Origin of the sequence: Vagococcus luciliae (assembly GCF_024637875.1) — a bacterium.
Classification (GTDB): domain Bacteria; phylum Bacillota; class Bacilli; order Lactobacillales; family Vagococcaceae; genus Vagococcus; species Vagococcus luciliae.
On record NZ_CP102451.1, the window covers coordinates 984,769 to 1,002,663 of the forward strand.

The 17,895-nt window shown below is 33.7% G+C and carries 13 protein-coding genes; 9 read left to right on the top strand and 4 right to left on the bottom strand.

Annotated elements, in window-relative coordinates; translation table 11 throughout:
* Positions 1 to 187 precede the first annotated feature (187 nt).
* The 7 genes from G314FT_RS05015 to efaA all read left to right on the top strand — a co-directional run bounded on the left by G314FT_RS05015 (position 188) and on the right by efaA (position 7,303).
* On the top strand, positions 188 to 1,786 hold the full coding sequence (locus tag G314FT_RS05015) for a CTP synthase (protein ID WP_257702370.1): 1,599 nt from the start codon (positions 188 to 190) through the stop codon (positions 1,784 to 1,786).
* 276 nt (positions 1,787 to 2,062) lie between these two features.
* Positions 2,063 to 3,580, top strand: a complete 1,518-nt coding sequence (locus tag G314FT_RS05020) for a DUF1846 domain-containing protein (protein WP_257702371.1) — start codon at positions 2,063 to 2,065, stop codon at positions 3,578 to 3,580.
* Between the two features lie 86 nt (positions 3,581 to 3,666).
* Complete coding sequence (locus G314FT_RS05025) at positions 3,667 to 4,356, top strand: CPBP family intramembrane glutamic endopeptidase (RefSeq protein ID WP_257702373.1); 690 nt, start codon at positions 3,667 to 3,669, stop codon at positions 4,354 to 4,356.
* A 16-nt stretch (positions 4,357 to 4,372) separates the two neighbouring features.
* Positions 4,373 to 4,567 carry a hypothetical protein gene (locus G314FT_RS05030; RefSeq protein WP_257702374.1) on the top strand — a complete coding sequence of 65 codons (195 nt, stop codon included), beginning with the start codon at positions 4,373 to 4,375 and terminating at the stop codon, positions 4,565 to 4,567.
* 162 nt (positions 4,568 to 4,729) lie between these two features.
* Entirely contained in the window at positions 4,730 to 5,512 is a 783-nt protein-coding gene (locus G314FT_RS05035; RefSeq protein WP_257702376.1) for a metal ABC transporter ATP-binding protein, read from the top strand.
* Positions 5,512 to 6,369, top strand: coding sequence for a metal ABC transporter permease (locus tag G314FT_RS05040; protein ID WP_125957348.1), 858 nt, complete (start codon positions 5,512 to 5,514; stop codon positions 6,367 to 6,369). The genes G314FT_RS05035 and G314FT_RS05040 overlap by 1 nt, the downstream gene beginning before the upstream one ends.
* Positions 6,356 to 7,303, top strand: a complete 948-nt coding sequence (gene efaA, locus G314FT_RS05045; protein WP_279348166.1) for an Mn/Fe ABC transporter substrate-binding lipoprotein EfaA — start codon at positions 6,356 to 6,358, stop codon at positions 7,301 to 7,303. Before G314FT_RS05040 ends, efaA begins: the two co-directional genes overlap by 14 nt.
* A 46-nt stretch (positions 7,304 to 7,349) precedes the next feature.
* On the opposite strand, the gene G314FT_RS05050 is transcribed toward efaA, so the two are convergent.
* Together G314FT_RS05050 and G314FT_RS05055 are read right to left on the bottom strand one after the other, a co-directional pair.
* On the bottom strand, positions 7,350 to 10,046 hold the full coding sequence (locus G314FT_RS05050) for an alpha-mannosidase (protein ID WP_257702377.1): 2,697 nt from the start codon (positions 10,044 to 10,046) through the stop codon (positions 7,350 to 7,352).
* 17 nt (positions 10,047 to 10,063) lie between these two features.
* The gene (locus G314FT_RS05055) at positions 10,064 to 11,365 is read right to left on the bottom strand and encodes a glycoside hydrolase family 125 protein (protein WP_257702379.1); all 1,302 of its coding nucleotides are present in this window, start codon (positions 11,363 to 11,365) and stop codon (positions 10,064 to 10,066) included.
* A gap of 145 nt (positions 11,366 to 11,510) precedes the next feature.
* On the opposite strand from G314FT_RS05055, the gene G314FT_RS05060 reads away from it, so the two are divergent.
* Both G314FT_RS05060 and G314FT_RS05065 read left to right on the top strand, forming a co-directional pair.
* Positions 11,511 to 12,566: a GntR family transcriptional regulator gene (locus G314FT_RS05060; RefSeq protein ID WP_257702381.1), complete on the top strand. Its 1,056-nt coding sequence runs from the start codon at positions 11,511 to 11,513 to the stop codon at positions 12,564 to 12,566.
* Between the two features lie 26 nt (positions 12,567 to 12,592).
* A complete protein-coding gene (locus G314FT_RS05065; RefSeq protein WP_257702383.1) occupies positions 12,593 to 14,254 on the top strand; it encodes a protein O-GlcNAcase in 1,662 nt (553 codons plus the stop codon).
* A gap of 14 nt (positions 14,255 to 14,268) precedes the next feature.
* On the opposite strand, the gene G314FT_RS05070 is transcribed toward G314FT_RS05065, so the two are convergent.
* Together G314FT_RS05070 and G314FT_RS05075 are read right to left on the bottom strand one after the other, a co-directional pair.
* The gene (locus tag G314FT_RS05070) at positions 14,269 to 16,455 is read right to left on the bottom strand and encodes a GH92 family glycosyl hydrolase (RefSeq protein WP_257702384.1); all 2,187 of its coding nucleotides are present in this window, start codon (positions 16,453 to 16,455) and stop codon (positions 14,269 to 14,271) included.
* A gap of 116 nt (positions 16,456 to 16,571) precedes the next feature.
* Positions 16,572 to 17,888, bottom strand: coding sequence for an APC family permease (locus tag G314FT_RS05075; RefSeq protein WP_257702385.1), 1,317 nt, complete (start codon positions 17,886 to 17,888; stop codon positions 16,572 to 16,574).
* Positions 17,889 to 17,895 lie beyond the last annotated feature (7 nt).

A 17,895-nucleotide genomic window follows, 5' to 3' on the forward strand; every position in this document is an offset into this window, starting at 1 on the left:
ATATGAATTTCACAATTAAATTCTTGACGAAACACCAAAACCCTTGTATCATACTTTTTGGGCACTCTTGAAAGATAGAGGCAGATAGACTTAAATTAAAGCTCCCTTATTCATGCGAATAGGGGGCTTTTCTTTGTTTTTTATAAAAGTATCTTCCCCAAGAAATATATGAAAAGAGGCGAATGTTATGACAAAGTACATTTTTGTAACAGGTGGAGTGGTATCTTCAATTGGAAAAGGAATTGTAGCAGCATCGTTAGGTCGATTATTGAAAAATCGCGGATTGAATGTCACAATTCAAAAATTTGATCCTTATATTAACATTGATCCTGGAACAATGAGTCCTTACCAACATGGTGAAGTATTCGTCACTGAAGATGGGGCAGAAACAGACTTAGATTTAGGTCATTATGAGCGATTTATAGATATTAATTTAAATCAACACTCAAATGTGACTACAGGTAAAGTTTATTCTGAGGTAATCAGAAAAGAAAGAAAAGGAGAATACCTTGGTGCAACAGTCCAAGTGATTCCACATATTACCAACGAAATCAAAGAAAAAATGATGGCAGCAGCGGATACAAATGAAGCAGATGTGATTATCACTGAAGTCGGTGGAACAGTTGGGGATATTGAGTCTTTACCATTTTTAGAAGCATTGAGACAAATGAAAGCAGATGTTGGAAAAGATAATGTGTTGTATATACATACAACATTGATCCCTTATTTAAAAGCTGCAGGGGAAATGAAAACTAAACCAACGCAACATAGTGTGAAAGAACTACGTAGTTTAGGTATACAACCAGATATTTTGGTTGTTAGAACAGAAGAAGAAGTGCCACAAGAAATGAAACAAAAATTAGCTCAATTTTGTGATGTGCCAGAAGAAGCAGTCATTGAATCAAGAGATGTGAATACATTATATGAAATTCCGTTGAATTTAGAAGCTCAAGGATTAGATGAGATTGTATGTACCCATTTAGGATTGGAAACACCTCAAGCTGAGTTAACTGAATGGAAAAAAATGGCTACACATGTATTAAATTTAAAACACAAAACGCGTATTGCATTAGTTGGTAAATATGTTGAGTTACCTGATGCTTATTTATCAGTTGTGGAAGCACTAAAACACGCAGGATATAAATATGATACAAACATTGAAATAGAGTGGATTCAATCAGAAAATGTTACAGCAGAAAATGTTTCTGATTATTTATCAACAGTAGACGGCGTTCTTGTACCTGGAGGTTTTGGTGATAGAGGGATTGAAGGGAAAATTGAAGCGATTCGCTATGCCAGAGAACATAATATTCCCTTCTTAGGTATTTGTTTGGGAATGCAAATGGCCTGCGTTGAGTTTGCTAGAAATGTTTTAATGCTTGAAGGAGCAGACTCAAAAGAAACAGCACCAGGAACACCGTATAACATTATTGATTTAATGTTAGATCAAGAAGGAATAGAAGATATGGGTGGCACACTACGATTAGGGGCCTATCCATGTGAATTGAAACCAGATACTAAAACGCGTGAATTGTATAATGGGGAAGAGTTAATCAGTGAACGTCATCGTCATCGTTATGAATTTAATAACGCATTTCGTGAATCATTTGAAGAAGCAGGAATGGTTTTCTCAGGCGTTTCACCAGACAATCGTTTAGTTGAAATTGTTGAAATTCCAGAAAATGATTTCTTTGTTGCAAGTCAATTTCATCCCGAATTCAAATCACGTCCAAATAGAAGTCATCCGCTATTTAACGGATTTATCAGAGCTAGTTTAAATAACTAAATTGTCAACAAAAAATACACAGTATCATGATATACTTAGATTATAAAAAATGAGTATGATAATGTATGTGTTATATTAATGATTAGTTTAGGGATAAATTATTAAAAGAGCAGTAGGATTAACATTGTACTAAAGAATAGTAAAAATTTATTCTTTGTTATGATTTAGATAAACGGCACAAGATATGCTAAGAAAACAGGAGAAAAGTTATGCTAGATGTTAAACATTGTTGGTCACAGTTTTTACCATTTATCCTAACTTTTAAGGAGGAAAACCATGAAAAAGCTAGGATTTGATTCTCAGAAATACATTGAAGAGCAATCAAAATTTATTTTAGAACGTGTAAATAATTATGATAAATTATATTTAGAGTTTGGTGGAAAATTAATTGGAGATAAACACGCAAAACGTGTGTTACCAGGTTTTGATGAAGACTCTAAAATCAAAATTTTACAAAAATTAAAAGACAAAGCTGAAGTGATTATTTGCGTATACGCAGGAGATATTGAACGTAATAAAATTCGTGGCGATTATAATATTACATATGATATGGATATTTTAAAATCAATTGATGAATTTAATGAATATGGTCTATCCGTCAATAGTGTGCTAATCACACGTTACAGTGGTCAACCCTCTACGAAAATTTTTATTAACAAATTAGAAAAACGAAATATCAAAGTGTATACACATGAAGCAATTGAAGGCTATCCTTATAACATTGACCAAATTGTGAGTGATGAAGGGTTTGGTAAAAATCCTTATATTCCAACAACTAAACCAATTGTTGTTATTACGGCACCAGGAGCTGGTAGTGGTAAATTAGCAACTAGTCTTAGCCAAATTTATCATGAAAACCGTTTAGGACGTGTGGCTGGTTATTCAAAATTTGAAACATTCCCTGTATGGAATATTCCATTAAAACACCCACTAAACATTGCTTATGAGGCAGCAACAGTGGATTTAAAAGATGTCAATATGATGGACTCTTTCCATTTTGAAGCATACGGAGAAGTGGCAGTTAATTATAATCGTGATTTAGAAACATTCCCAGTGATTAAGCGAATTATTGAACGAATCACTAATCAGGAATCTGTCTTTAAATCACCAACTGATATGGGAGTTAATCGTGTTGGTTTTGGTATCATTGATGATGAGATTGTAAAAGAAGCTTCAAAAGAAGAAATTATTCGTCGTTGTTTTGATACAGAATGTTTTTATAAACGTGGTATGGTTGATGAAGATGTCGTGAATCGTATTCAATTGATTATGGAAGAGATGGAGCTTAAAAAAGAAGATCGTCTTCCAGTGCTATCTGCTAGAGAATATGCAGATAAACTGAAAGAATTATCTGTAGAGGAAGAAACAGTTAATCCTATTTCTGTGATGGCATTTGAATTGCCGACTGGAGAAATTGTCACAGGACGTACATCGGATTTAATGGATGCATCAGCTGCCGCGATTTTAAATTCAATTAAACGTTTAGCTAATATTTCTGATGATATTTTGTTACTATCACCTGTTATTTTAGAAACCATTCAAAAGATGAAGGTAGAAGAGTTAGGCAATAAGATGACTGGTTTAAATGCGAATGAAGTTCTGATAGCTTTATCAATCAGTGCTGTTACTAACCCAACAGCTCAACTTGCTTATGAACAATTAGCTAATTTGGATAGCGTGGAAGCTCACTCAACAGTTATGTTAAACAAAGATGATGAACAAGTGCTTAAAAAATTGGGTATGAATGTGACGAGTGACCCAGTCTTTTCATCAGAGAATCTATTTTATATCTAATAGTAATTGATTGAAATAATAAGTAAGCCTAGTTACACTATATTCATTAGGTTTACTTGTTGTTTTTTTGAAAGGAGAAATGAAAGATGAGAGAGAACACAATGAAAAAATCATTGGTATCTGTTTCTTTAATTTTTATTGGAACATTATTAATTCTAACAGTCTCAAGAATGATTGCTGGAACAAATGGGTATGTATACTTTTTATTTCCTTTAATTTGGTTTATGGGATTATTTTTTAGAGAGATTAAAACAAAAAAAGTGATGTTATCAAATCAATGGACAGAATTTAAACAAACTAAATGGCGGAATATTTTATTTATTATTTTGACGTTAGTGATTGTGTCAGTCGTCATTCAAGTGACTAGACCTTTTTTTAATCAGTTTATCCCTAAAAATCCAGCTCATGGATATGATTATAGTATTGATACAGCTTTGGGACTTTTATTTTCATTGCTAGCAGGTCTACTAGATTTAGTTGTGGCATTTGTTGAAGAAGTGACTTACCGTTATGAAGGAATGTATGTCTACAAATCAAATAAAGGTTTATTAGCTGTTATGTTGATTGTTTCGAGTTTGTTATTTGGTTTTTCTCATTACTATAATTTTGGTGGAAGTTTTATCGCAACAATTCCTTATGCGTGTGCTGGTTTAGTTTTTGGTGTGTTTTATTTACTAACTAAAAATATTTGGGTACCAATTATTGCCCATTTACTATTTAATAGTACAGCAGTATTATCTAGTTTATTTCTAATTATTGTTAAAATGATTAGTTAAGAAAGGAGTGAACTCTATGCAAGATACATATCGTTTAATAGGTTTTGTTGCAGTGATGATTGGACTAGTTTTTGCAGTATTAGCTCAATCTTGGGTGAAAACTCGTTTATTTCTTTTTAGAGATACAAGTATGATAAAACAATATATCATTGGATTTATTTTTTTAATGATTGGTGCTTTCTTCTTCTTTTTAAGTGGTACGTTCAATTAAATACTTAGAGTAGACGACTATATTTTATGGTCGTCTCTTTTTTTTATCTTTTTTTCTAAACAATTGAGTTGTGAAAATGATTCTCATTTGCTATAATGATTTTAAGTTTAGGTTTACCTAAAAAAATATTAAATTATTCCAAAAATAGAAAAGGTGAAAGAAATGCAAGAAGAAGTATTAACCATGTCTTATGAGGGATTAGTGCAAGAACCTATAGACGTTAAACATATATCTGTATCTTATCAATCTAAAATAGCACTGGAAGATATTAGTTTATCCATTGAACCAGGAAAAATCACTGGAATTATTGGTCCTAATGGGGCCGGAAAATCAACTTTTTTAAAAAGCGTGATTGGGTTGATTAAAACAGATAGCGGAAGTGTATCTATCGCAGGAGAATCCATTGATGTGATTAGAAAACAGATTGCTTATGTTGAACAACGAAGTGCCATTGATTTGACGTTTCCAATTAAAGTGGAAGAAACAGTGATGTTAGGAACTTATCCGAAATTAGGGTTGTTTCGTCGACCAAAAAAAGAAGATAAACAAAAGGTTCAAGAGTCTCTTGAAAAAGTCAAAATGGAAAATTTTTCTAAACGACAAATCGGTAATTTATCTGGGGGACAATTACAACGAGTATTTATTGCGAGAGCTTTAGCACAAGATGCGGATATTATCTTTTTAGATGAACCATTTGTAGGGATTGACATGGTAAGTGAAAAATTAATTGTTGAACTATTGCAAGAATTGAGAGATGAAGGGAAAACCATTGTTATCGTTCATCATGATTTACATAAAACTAAAGAATACTTTGATAATTTAATTATTCTAAATAAAAAACTTATTGCAAGTGGACCAGTATCCACAACATTTACGACATCTACTATTCAAAAAGCATACGGAGAAACAATGGGAGAAATCGTGATTAAGGGAGTGAATGATTAATGATACAACATTTTATTGAAGGATTAATTAAATATGATTTTCTACAAAATGCATTAATAACCTCAGTCATAGTGGGGATTGTGTCTGGAGTGATTGGTAGTTTTATTATTTTAAGAGGGATGTCATTAATGGGAGATGCCATTTCTCATGCGGTATTACCTGGTGTAGCAGTTTCTTACATGCTTGGTGGTAGCTACATGATAGGAGCATCCATATTTGGGATAATGGCAGCAGGATTGATTGGTTTTGTGACACAAAAAAGTAAATTAAAAAACGATACAGCTATCGGGATTGTCTTTAGTTCATTTTTTGCTTTAGGGATTATTTTAATCTCATTTGCCGAAAGCTCGACCGATTTATATCATATTTTATTTGGAAATGTTTTAGCAGTTAGACCAAGTGATATGTATACAACGTTAGCTGTTGCAGTTGCGGTCATTTTATTTGTGGTTTTATTTTATAAAGAATTACTAGTCAGCTCATTTGATCCAGTGATGGCACAAGCCTATGGATTAAAAGTCCAAGTGATTCATTATGCACTCATGTTTTTCCTAACACTTGTCGCTGTATCATCGCTTCAAACAGTCGGCACTATTTTAGTAGTTGCCATGCTTGTGACACCTGCTGCTACAGCTTATCTGTTAACGGATAAACTATCAACTATGATTGTTATTGCAAGTAGTTTAGGAGCAGTTAGTGCAGTGATTGGATTATTCTTTAGCTATTCCTATAACTTAGCTTCAGGAGCAACTATTGTTCTAACGACTGTTGTATTTTTTATCATTGCGTTTATATTTTCACCAAAACAAGGATTTATTATTAAAAGAAAAGAGGAAGTTGTCATTGAAGAAGTCTAGTCTTATTTTATCAAGTCTTATAGCAGGGTTAATGGTGTTCTTTTTAGCCGGCTGTTCAACAGGAAGTGCCTCTACAGAAAAAAATGTAGATAACAATAAATTAAAAGTTGTTGCAACCAATTCGATTATTGCAGATATGGTTGAAAATGTTGGTGGGGAACATGTTGATGTTCACAGTATTGTGTCTCGGGGAACAGACCCTCATGAGTATGAACCACTTCCAGAAGATATTTCCAAATCAACTGATGCTGATGTGATTTTTTATAATGGGTTGAATCTTGAGACTGGTGGCAATGGTTGGTTCTTAAAATTAATGCAAACAAGTAAGAAAAAAGAAAATGAAGATTACTTTGTTGTAAGTAAAAATGTTGAGCCAATGTATTTAACAAGTGAAGGCCAAGAAAGTGAGCAAGATCCTCATGCTTGGTTATCATTAAAAAATGGGATTATGTATGTTAACAATATTAAAGATGTTCTAGTTGAGAAAGATGCAAAACATAAAGAAGATTATGAAAAAAATGCCAAAGCTTATACAGAAAAACTAGAAGCCTTACATAATGAAAATACCAGTCGATTTGCCGATATTCCAAAAGATAAAAATCTACTTGTAACCAGTGAGGGCGCATTTAAATATTTCTCAAAAGCTTACGGGGTAAATGCAGCATATATTTGGGAAATCAACACAGAAAATCAAGGGACACCTGATCAAATGAGTCAAATCATTGATAAAATTAAACAAACAAAAGTACCCAATCTATTCGTTGAACAAAGTGTAGATGCTCGCAGTATGGAGACTGTCTCACGAGAAACTGGGATTCCAATTTACGATACAATATTTACTGATTCATTAGCGAAAAAAGGTGAAACAGGAGATACTTATTATGATATGTTGAAATGGAATTTAGATACCATTCATGAAGGATTAATGAAATAACGAAAAACACTCTATTTAATCATCTGACTAAATAGAGTGTTATTTTTTATTTCTTTTTCCAACGTAATGTTTGGATTTTAGCTGGCTCAATGGTAGTAGATACCGATGTGTTTTCTTTAAATTCTTCAATCATATTGGCTTCAAACGGCGTGTACTCATTTATTTCTAGGTTAAGAGTAGAAGAGGTTTGATTGGATAAGTTAAATCCTCTTGTAATAATATCTTCTCCAAACTCTTGTCTTTTAAGAGCAGTCAATGCAAATTGTTTACCATCAATGGATAAGAATTGATAATTAGTAGCTAACACGCCTGTGTGATGTGTTGTTTGTTTGACTGTTGTTGGGATTTGGAAACTTTGAGCACGTTTGTAAGAATCAAATAATGTGTTTTCAGTTGTTACTTCTATGGCAAAATCAACCGATTGTTTGCCAATACACTGAGCTTCTGGCGTTGGGAAATACCCCCAATCACCTAATTCACCAACAGCACGTAGCAATGTCACAGCAATAGTATTGTTAGTTAGAATTTCATACTCATTTAAACCGTAATTTGATATGGTGATACCATTTTTTCCATCTCTTAACGCTACAAACGAGTGTTGATGTTGTGGATTTGTTGGGTTCTCCCAATGTTTATTTTGCACAGTATTTGGTCTTTCAACTACTTCAAAAATACTTTCGGCAACATGAGTTTCTGTTGCTAAACCAGTTGGGAAAAGAACACGTAAACGATGATCTCGCATTTGATTATCAAATTCAGTGTGACATTTAATTTGGCGATTATTTTTTTCTACCCTTAAAGTTGTTTTAAGAGTAAGTGTGCCTAAATCTTTGCTGCGTTGTGCTTGTCTATCCCGCATTTCAATGACAGCTTTCATTTCCTCTTGTAATAAGTCTTCCGCTGAAAGTGGAATCATCATTTGCTGTTCAATCAACACTTCACATACTAATGGTGTATCTGTTATGACGTTAATTGTCGTAGGAAAATCATGTGCGTATAGAGGAATATCATTTTCCGGTTGTTTAAAAATATATTCATTTCCAACATCTCCTACATTTTCAAATATTAATCCACTTGGGTAAGTGATATTGGTTTCTTTATTGGTTATATCAATCAGTCCATTATTTTGTATAGCCACTTTAACATAATCATTTTCAATTGTTTGAGTGTTTTTATCAAACAAAGTCTTATCGCTAGTTTGAGATTTACCTTCGACTAAGCCAAACGATTGCCAACTGATTTCATTGAATGACTCAAGAGATAATCTGATTGTTACAAAAATTGCCATATAAGGGATTCTAAAACGATCAGTTGGTAAATCATAGTCAAAAGCGACATCCACAGTTACTAATTCACTTGGAATAATAGTTCCATCACTATCTACTACATGAAATTCATTTAATGTTTCGGCTATTTGTTTTAATTCATCATATAATTCATTCGGCTTCCCTTCAGAAAATGGGCGACGCATCCATTCAATTGTTGTTTCAATGACTTCATTTTTTTCGACACCAGCTGTATTAAAAACAACAAACGGTTTACTATTTGTTGGTAAGTTACTTGTGTCAATATTGCTTGTTAAAGCCAAAGTAGCTTCATCTACTAAGTATTTGCCAACTTCTAATGCTTTATCAAAACGTGCCATCATTTCACGATGAACCTCATCCACACTGCATCCACAAATACTATCGTGTGGGTGATTTTGCATTAAGGTTTTCCAAGCATAACGAAGCTCATCATGTGGATAAGATTTTGTCATGTCATAGGCCATAGTTGCCAATGGCTCTGTGACATTTTCTAATTGTCGTTGGACTTCAGTATTTTTTTGTTTGATATAAATTCTAGCAGAAGCTGTGTTGGCTAATGTGTACCAGCCATCTGTTTCTTGAGACGTTAATTCCCCAGTAACGGTACTCAAGTTATCAGGTAAATCAGACATGACAGCAGCTAAATAATCATCAAAATTACTATGAATAAACTCAATATCTGGATAGAGTTCATTAGCTAAAGCGATGGCTTGTGTAACATCTTTTTGAACGGGTTGATGATCCACACCATTCATCATTAAAAGATGATCCGTCGAAGCATATTGGTTAGCGTCTGCCAATTTTTTCTCCCAAAATTCAATTGCTTCTTTTTTCGTTGTTGGAATTTCATTGCCGTTACTGTACCAGTTGGCAAATAATAAGCCAAATATTTTAGTGCTGTCTGGTCCTTCCCACCACATTTCAGAAAATTGAGAAGCATATTTTTCGTCATTGATAACAGCATTATTAAATCCAGTTGGTTTGACACCACGTCCAAAGGCTGCTGCTTTAATCCCTGCTTCTTTCATCATTTGAGGGGTTTGTCCCATGTTTCCAAAGGTATCAGGGAAGTAACCCAACATGACAGGATTGCCCCATTTCTTACTTTCTTCTAGACCAATCAGTGTATTGCGAGTGTTGGCTTCACTACTAATAAGGAAATCATCTTGTAAAATATAAAATGGTCCAATGCGTAATTTGCCGTTTTTAATGGCGCGTTCAACGGCTTCTTTTTTTTCAGGTCGAACTTGTAGGTAGTCGTCTAAAATAATTGTTTGGCCATCCAAGTGAAAACTATTGAAATCTGGATTGGTTTCAAAAATCTCTAATAAATCATCCATCAAACGAATCAATCTCATATGATGTTGCTCATAAGGTAAGTACCATTCTCTATCCCAGTGACTATGAGATATGATATAAACTTTTTTATTTTTCATGTCAGAATCTCCCTTGTTTAGTTATAATGTGCATCAATGGTGATATCAAAGTAATCCATAACAAGCTCGCAAAACATCATATTAGCCCAAGAAAACCATTCACGAGTAAAATGATTTGGGTTGTTGACGTCAAATCCTTCGTGCATTAAGTGTGTTCCGCCATCGCATTCAACGAGTAAGTTTAAAATTCGTTCTTTTTCTTGTTTATCATCCGTTGTTAGACCTTCTATAGCTAAAGCAATCGGCCAAACATAATTTTCAGGTGTGTGTGAGCTACCAATCCCTTTAGCAAATTCCCCCTCATAAAAATAAGGATTTTCTTTACTTAGCAATGTTTTTCTTGTTGAAAGATAAAGTGGATCGTTTTTATCTAGATACCCAAGATAAGGAGCGGCCATTAAGCTCGGTACATTGGAGTCATCCATAATAGAATAATGTCCTTTTCCATCTACTTCATAAGCAAAGATATTTTCTCCATCATTATTTTTAACAATGGCATGTTCTTTAATACCAGAATCAATGTCTTTTTGAAGTGTCTTTGCTTGTTCTAACACAGTCTTATCTGTAAATAGAGTGGAATAAAGGTCAATAATATAACCTAGAACCACAACAGCAAACATATTCGAAGGAACAAGGTAACCGTATTGACAGGCATCATCACTTGGTCTAAATCCAGACCATGTCATCCCTGTATCGTCAACAGGTGTGCCTTTTCCATCATTAGTTAAAGTATCTTCTAGTCGTGTTGTGTCTCTTTCAAAACGATAAGGAGAGTGATTATGATGTTGTTCCGTTTTCCATACAGTGAGTATTTTTTTTACCCCTTCATGAAAATCTTCGTTAAAGTGAGATGTTTCTCCCGTTTGTTTATATAGAAGATAGGCTAATTGGATTGGGTAACATAATGAGTCAATTTCATATTTTCTTTCCCAAATCCAGGGTGTCATCTCAGTATGATCAGTTTGATGTCCTTTATTGTTAGGGGTTTCATTAAAAGCATTAGCATAAGGATCCATATTGATGTATTTGAATTGTCGTTTCACTAGACCAGTAATCAGTGCGCGAATATCCTCGTCTTTTTTGGCAATAACTAGGTAGGGACGAAATTGAGCGGTTGAATCTCTTAACCACATGGCAGGAATATCACCTGTCAAAAGGAAAGTTGATCCATCATCATAGCGACGAACAGTAGTTAGCAATGTATTAGCAAATCCAGCATTAAAGTTTTCTGCCCATTTTGGTTGATTTGCTTCATGACATTTTTGAGTCATTTGTTTCATAAAATGTTGAACAGATTGTGGTATTTCAGTATAAGCCATAATAGCCCTCCTAATGATATATCTTTTATTTACAATTCTTATTATATGATATATCATTATGAGTGTCTAGTGCTTCATCATATTTTTTATTTTGATATATATGGTATGATGTACAATGAAAATAAGGAGTAGGGAGTGGGAAAAGATGTCAAAACAGCCATTATACAAAAAAATATATCAAGAACTGAAAAAAGATATACTAACTGGTGTGTATCTTGAAGAAACACAAGTACCAACTGAGTTAGAGTTATCTGAAAAATATGAAGTTAGTCGTATTACGTCTAAACGAGCATTAATGGAACTTGAAGCAGAAGGACTAATTTACCGCGTACGTGGAAAAGGAAGCTTTGTAAAACAACGTCAAGAAACAATGCCACAAGAAAAAAAGAATACTTTACTATTTATCATGCCTTTTGCGCAAAATGAAGGATTAGGAAATTACGCAGAAGGAATACTTGCCTCACTAAATACATCAGATTATCGTTTACACATGCAATCTCATGATTGGTTGCAGACTGAGGATGCTCTGTATTTATCAAGTGATTATGCGGGAGTGATTTATTACCCAATTAATATGCAAGAAAGCATTGATTTTTTATATCAATGTCATATGCAAAATATACCAGTCGTTTTATTAGATAAACAAATCGAAAAAATTCATTACCCTTGCGTTGTGGCAGATAATGAATCTGGTGGTTCTCTTGCATCAAAAGAGTTAATCAGTAAAGGCTATGATGAGGTTATTTTTGTTAGTGGGACAGGTCTAACAGAAAGTTCGTCTGTTCGTGATCGTTACATGGGCTATTTATCAGCAGTTTATGAGGCTTCTTTGACACCTCAACATATTGTGAAAACCCCTTTACAAACTATGGACCAGCTCTTTGAGTCAGTCTACGACGTTATTTGTCATAACAAAAAAGAATCTGTTGGTTTAGTCTGTGAAAATGATATTGTTGCTATTAGATTAATGACGTATTTAAAACAACAAGGCATGGATATTGGAGACGAAATTGGTATTATTGGGTTTGATAATATTCAAGCCACACAATTAGTTGATCCACCTTTGACAACTATTGCACAAGATTTCTATCGTATGGGGGAAGTCGCTGGAGAGCTATTACTTAAACAGTTAAATAAAGAACCAGTTGACTCATTAGTTAATGTGATTCCTGTTTCCATTATTCCAAGACAAAGTACATAAAAGAATAGTAGAAAAGAGATGACCATATGATGATAGACCAAACGTTGAAAGTATTTGCTGAATATGATGATGTGGTGTTTACAAAACAATATCATGTAGTAGAAGATAAAAATATATCAATGACTTTTTCGGGAACGTTTTTTCGATTTGAAAGTTTAGATAATTGTTTTGACCAGTTCAATTTAGCTCATCCATTTATTTTATGGGAGAAAGAACACGGAGAATTTCAAGTCAAGCATCGATTTAACAGAAACCTATCAAATGATGGCTTTATGTTATCTATCAAGGAAGATAAGATGATTTTGATTGACAGTCGCACGATGAATGGCTGCCGTTTTGCTATCGAATTATTACAAAGATTGATTGTTAAAAATAAAAGCCAGTTATTTCTACCGATAGTAAAAGTGACACATACTCCGTCATTTGAAGTGAGAGGAATAATCGAAGGGTTTTATGGTGTTCCATGGACGCATGAGATGAGAAAAGATTGTCTTGTTTTTTTATCTTCAAAGAGAATGAACACTTATATGTATGCCCCCAAAGATGATGAGTATCAGCGAAAACTTTGGCGAGAGTTATATCCCAAAGAGAAACTAGATGAGTTTAGAGAGTTATTAAATCTATCAACAGCTCATCACATTGACTTTTGGTATATGATAAGCCCAGGAAATGACTTGAATTATTTAGATAACACAGATTTATCCGTGTTAAAACATAAATTGAAACAAATGGTGCAATTAGGTGTGACACATTTTGGGTTATTAATGGATGATATTGCTTATGAATTAAGTGATGATGTGAAGAAAAAATTTAAAACAAGTGCTCAAGCGCATGCGTATTTGATGAACGTTGTTTATGATTACTTAGTAGAAGAGATCCCTTATGTTAAATTTGTTGCGTGTCCAACAGAATATGATAATCACTATGATTCTCCTTATTTAGAAGAATTGACAAGATTGTTACATCAAGATATTCCACTATTTTGGACAGGACCAACAACACTATCTCGACATATTACGACTGAAGATATAAAAAAAATGTCTGATATTTATCAACGTCAGATGATTATTTGGGATAATGTACCGGTTAATGATTTTGAACAAGACAATGAATTAATTTTTTTAAGTCAGTATAGTAATCGAAGTAAACAGTTATCAGGTAATCAGTATAATGTATTAGGAATTGTACTCAATCCAATGGCCCAGTGGGAACTCTCTAAAATAACAGTTGGACATAGTGCAAAATATATGTGGCAAACAGATCGAGCAAATGATTTAGCGATGTGGCATCAAGTATTACAGGAGTATGGTCAAACAAAAGAGAATGGTCGAGCATTAGATATTTTATCAAAACATTTTACCAATAGACATCTTGAACCAAGCATATCAGTAGAGTGGCAGCAGTTAGTAAAGCAACAAGATATTGATTCCTTGACAGATATTTTGAAAGAATTAAGTCAAGCGGTTGAAACACTGAAAAAAATGAATAATCATAACTTTTTGACAGAGATTACGCCTTGGTTTGAAAGAGTGATGTTAGAAGACCAGTTATGGCAAGCCATGATATCAAAAAATGATAAAAAAGCACATACTCTGTATCAGGAGTTAATGACTAAAAAACATCGTGTGGGAAGTCAGATACCGATTATTTATTATGAAACTTATCTAAAAAAATCTAGCGGAGAATAGTTCCGCTAGATTTTTTATGTTAATGAGAAAGGTAAATCAGTTTCTGTGTAGTGTTTGATTGGTGGAACTAAGCATAAGTCAAATTCTATGTTTCCACCTGTCATTAAATCATCATGGGTAAAGAAGAGCTGGTTGTAGTGTTGATTATTTCTCAAAATATTTTTGGAATAGTGATATTGTGGGACGTTATTGTTTGACTGAATGGTTAAGTCATTGCCATTTGATAAATGAATCACTGCTTTATCAACAAAAGGAATACCTATGACATATTCGCCACTGCCTGGAGTCACAGGATAAAACCCTAAACTATTCAAGACAAACCAAGCACTCATGCTACCGTTATCTTCATCACCTGGATAGCCATCAAATCCTAATTTAAAGGCTTTTGATAGTAATTCTTTTACAATGTGTTGGGTAGTTGATAGTTCTCCAATATAGTTAAATAAAAATGGCAGATGGAAACTAGGTTGGTTAGAAATGGCAATTTGTCCAAAGTCAATGGCTGCCATCTCACTCATTTCATGAATTTCAAACCCGTAGCCATCAACATCAAAAATAGGGTAAGTATTGCACAAATCCGTGATGATTTCTTTGAAACGTTCCTTTCCACCAAGAGATTGAATCAGACCGCTAAAATCATGAAATGCAGCAAAACTATTTTGGTAGGCACTTCCTTCAGCATAGTCACGTCCCCAAGCGTAAGGGTTAAAAGGTGTTCTTGGCTGTCCATTTTTATCTTTTGAACGTAAGACACCATAGTCAAAGTCAATTAAGTTTCGATAATTAAGTGATTGCGTAGCATATTTTTTTGCCAAGTCTTTATCATCTAACAACTCAGCCACTTGTGAAATACAAAAATCACTATAAGCATAATCTTGAGTGTGGTTGACACTTTCGTGATAGTGATTTGGTACATAACCATAAGTTAGATAATCAAGTGTGCCAGATCGACCATAATTATCCTTTCCACTAACGGTTGTGGCACTTTTTAACATGGCTTTAAGGAAATCAGGCATCTTATCTGTCGCAATATGTTTTACTGCAGCGTCAGCGATGACAGCATCAATCAATGTGCCAGGCATTAAACCTCTTTCATCAGGAGAGAGCCATTTGGGTAAATAGCCACTATTTTTATACGCGTTATAGAAACCTGCCAGCATTTTTTCATATTCTTCTGTTGCGATAAGTGAATACAGAGGGAAAAGCGAACGACAAGTATCCCAAAAACCATTATTAGTATAATAATAACCTGATTTAATGGTTTTACTTAACGTGTCATAGTGAATTGGTTGGTTGTCTTTGTCTAATTCGTACCACGTTTGTGGGAATAAAAAACAACGGTACATCATTTGATAAAATAGTGAAATTTTCTCCTTACTTTTGTCGCTCACTTCAATTCGATTGAGATAATTTAGCCATTTATCTGCAGCTAGATTTTTATGTTCCTCAAAAGTATGAGGTAATTCACGTTCTAGATTGAGTGTCGCTTGTTCTTGACTAATAAATGATGTCGCAAGTTGTAAATCAAGCGTTCCATCAGAAGCTAATTTGTCAAATGACAGATAAAGTGTTTCTTCCTCTCCTTTGTAGTGAGGCCCTAAATCAATCATGTGATTATTTTCTTGGTATTTTAAAGACTCAATGTTTGTAGAAAAAGAAAGGTCGATATACATTTTTAACTTTTTATCTTCACAACCAGCCATATTACAAATATAGCCAGTTAAATGATTGTTTTTAATGGTGAGTGATTTAATACCAGGAGCGGTAAAAAGAATGCCGGCTGTCATGTCTTTTCGGTTAAAGGTAAATCTTATATGTGCACCATAAGTATGCGCTGTCAATTCTGTTAAGATACGATGCCTTTCAGAATAAATCGATAAGTAATGTGGTTGAAAAGTTGCCTCTTCAGGTCGATAAGATCCTTGGTTAAAAAATAAATCAGTGGAATTTATTGCTCCTGACACAGGTGAAAGTAATAAATGAGAAAAGTCCCCCATCCACGGACTTGGTTGATGGGTTAAACGAATGCCTTGAAAAGTATGATCTCTTGGATGAAACCACCAACTCCCTTTTTGATGTGTGGTTTGCGGGCAGAAGTAATTCATTGCAAATGGCACACCGGTATAAGGTAAGGTATTCCCATTAGAGTAGCTATGTTGATTAGCTGTCCCATGACGTGTATCGATGTTTGAAAGTAACATTTAAACTCTCCTTTGATATATCATTTTTATTTTATTTTTATATGATATATCATAACATTTTGATTGAGAAATAAAAAGAGGGTATAAAAAAAGAAACGAAAAAAATCGTTTCTTTTTTACTGTTTTATCATATTATTGGATTGATTTTTTCTAAAGGTGATATAACCAAATAAACAAAATAAAAAGCAAATTCCAAAAGAGATAAATTCAAAGACTGGATTGTCATAAAATCCACCAAATAAAATAATTAATCCCCCAAGTATTGCTAAAATAGGTGAAATAAGTCCTGTAAAGGTTTCTTTAATGTTTTTGTCTAAATAAAGTTGAATGACTTTAAAATAAAGCGCGATGTACCACATATAACCAAATACAATCGCAATTTCACCAATATCACCTAATCCCATTAACTGGAAGTATTGTGTGAGATAGTGAATAATAAACCAACCGCAAGAGGTCAATAAGGCAATAATAGCAGATTGACTACCTAATTTTTTTTGATGATAATTATCTACTATTTTTTGACTATTTGGTAACATATTTTTTGTTGCTAAAGCATAAGGCATGCGGATATGTCCCAAAGTAACCCCATTTATTACCCCAAATAATGCTACAAGGATGAATAATAAAATAATTTTTTGACCAATATTTCCAAATAGCATGTCACCAATTTTCATAACAGCCCCTTCACCCATAGATAAGATGTATTCGGGACCTAGAATATGTGTGAGACCTAGAAAATAGGATAGATAAACAACTAGGACGATGATTGGACCAAAACATAAGGCTTTTTTCATCGTTTGACTACCACCTTTGACTTCATGTGAAATGGATAAAGCAATAGGCCATCCATCATACGAAAAAGCCATAGGAGCAAGTGCTGCTAACCACCCAAGACCAACGTTTGTTGGTTCAACTAATGGAACAGTTGGTGGAACGACAGGTGTTTCTTTTGACCAAAATAATGCGATAAGCCCAATACCAAGTAAAGGAATTAATTTAGTAATCGTGGAAATAATTTGAAACCACCCAGCAAATTGACTTGATAAGATATTCAAGCAATAAAAAAATAACATATATCCAAAACCAATCCCCATTTGATAAGTCATCGTTTGAGGTAAATTTAGTAGCATAGTAGTGTAAGTTCCAGCTGCCCATGATACCACGACACCAATGGTAGGAAAATATAGAAATGTCTGATACCAACCAAAGGCACTTGCTGTAGACTCTGAAAAAAATTCTTCAAAATAGGCAACCATTCCACCATTTTTAGTAGTACGCTGTGCTAGGTTTGTGAGTGATAAACTTCCAAAAATAATACAAAGAGCTCCAATAATAAATACCAATACACCTAAAAATATGTTTCCACCAGTAAAAGCTAAAATATTTCCAACTTTGAAAAATATTCCAGACCCTACACAAATACCGATAATCATAGCAATT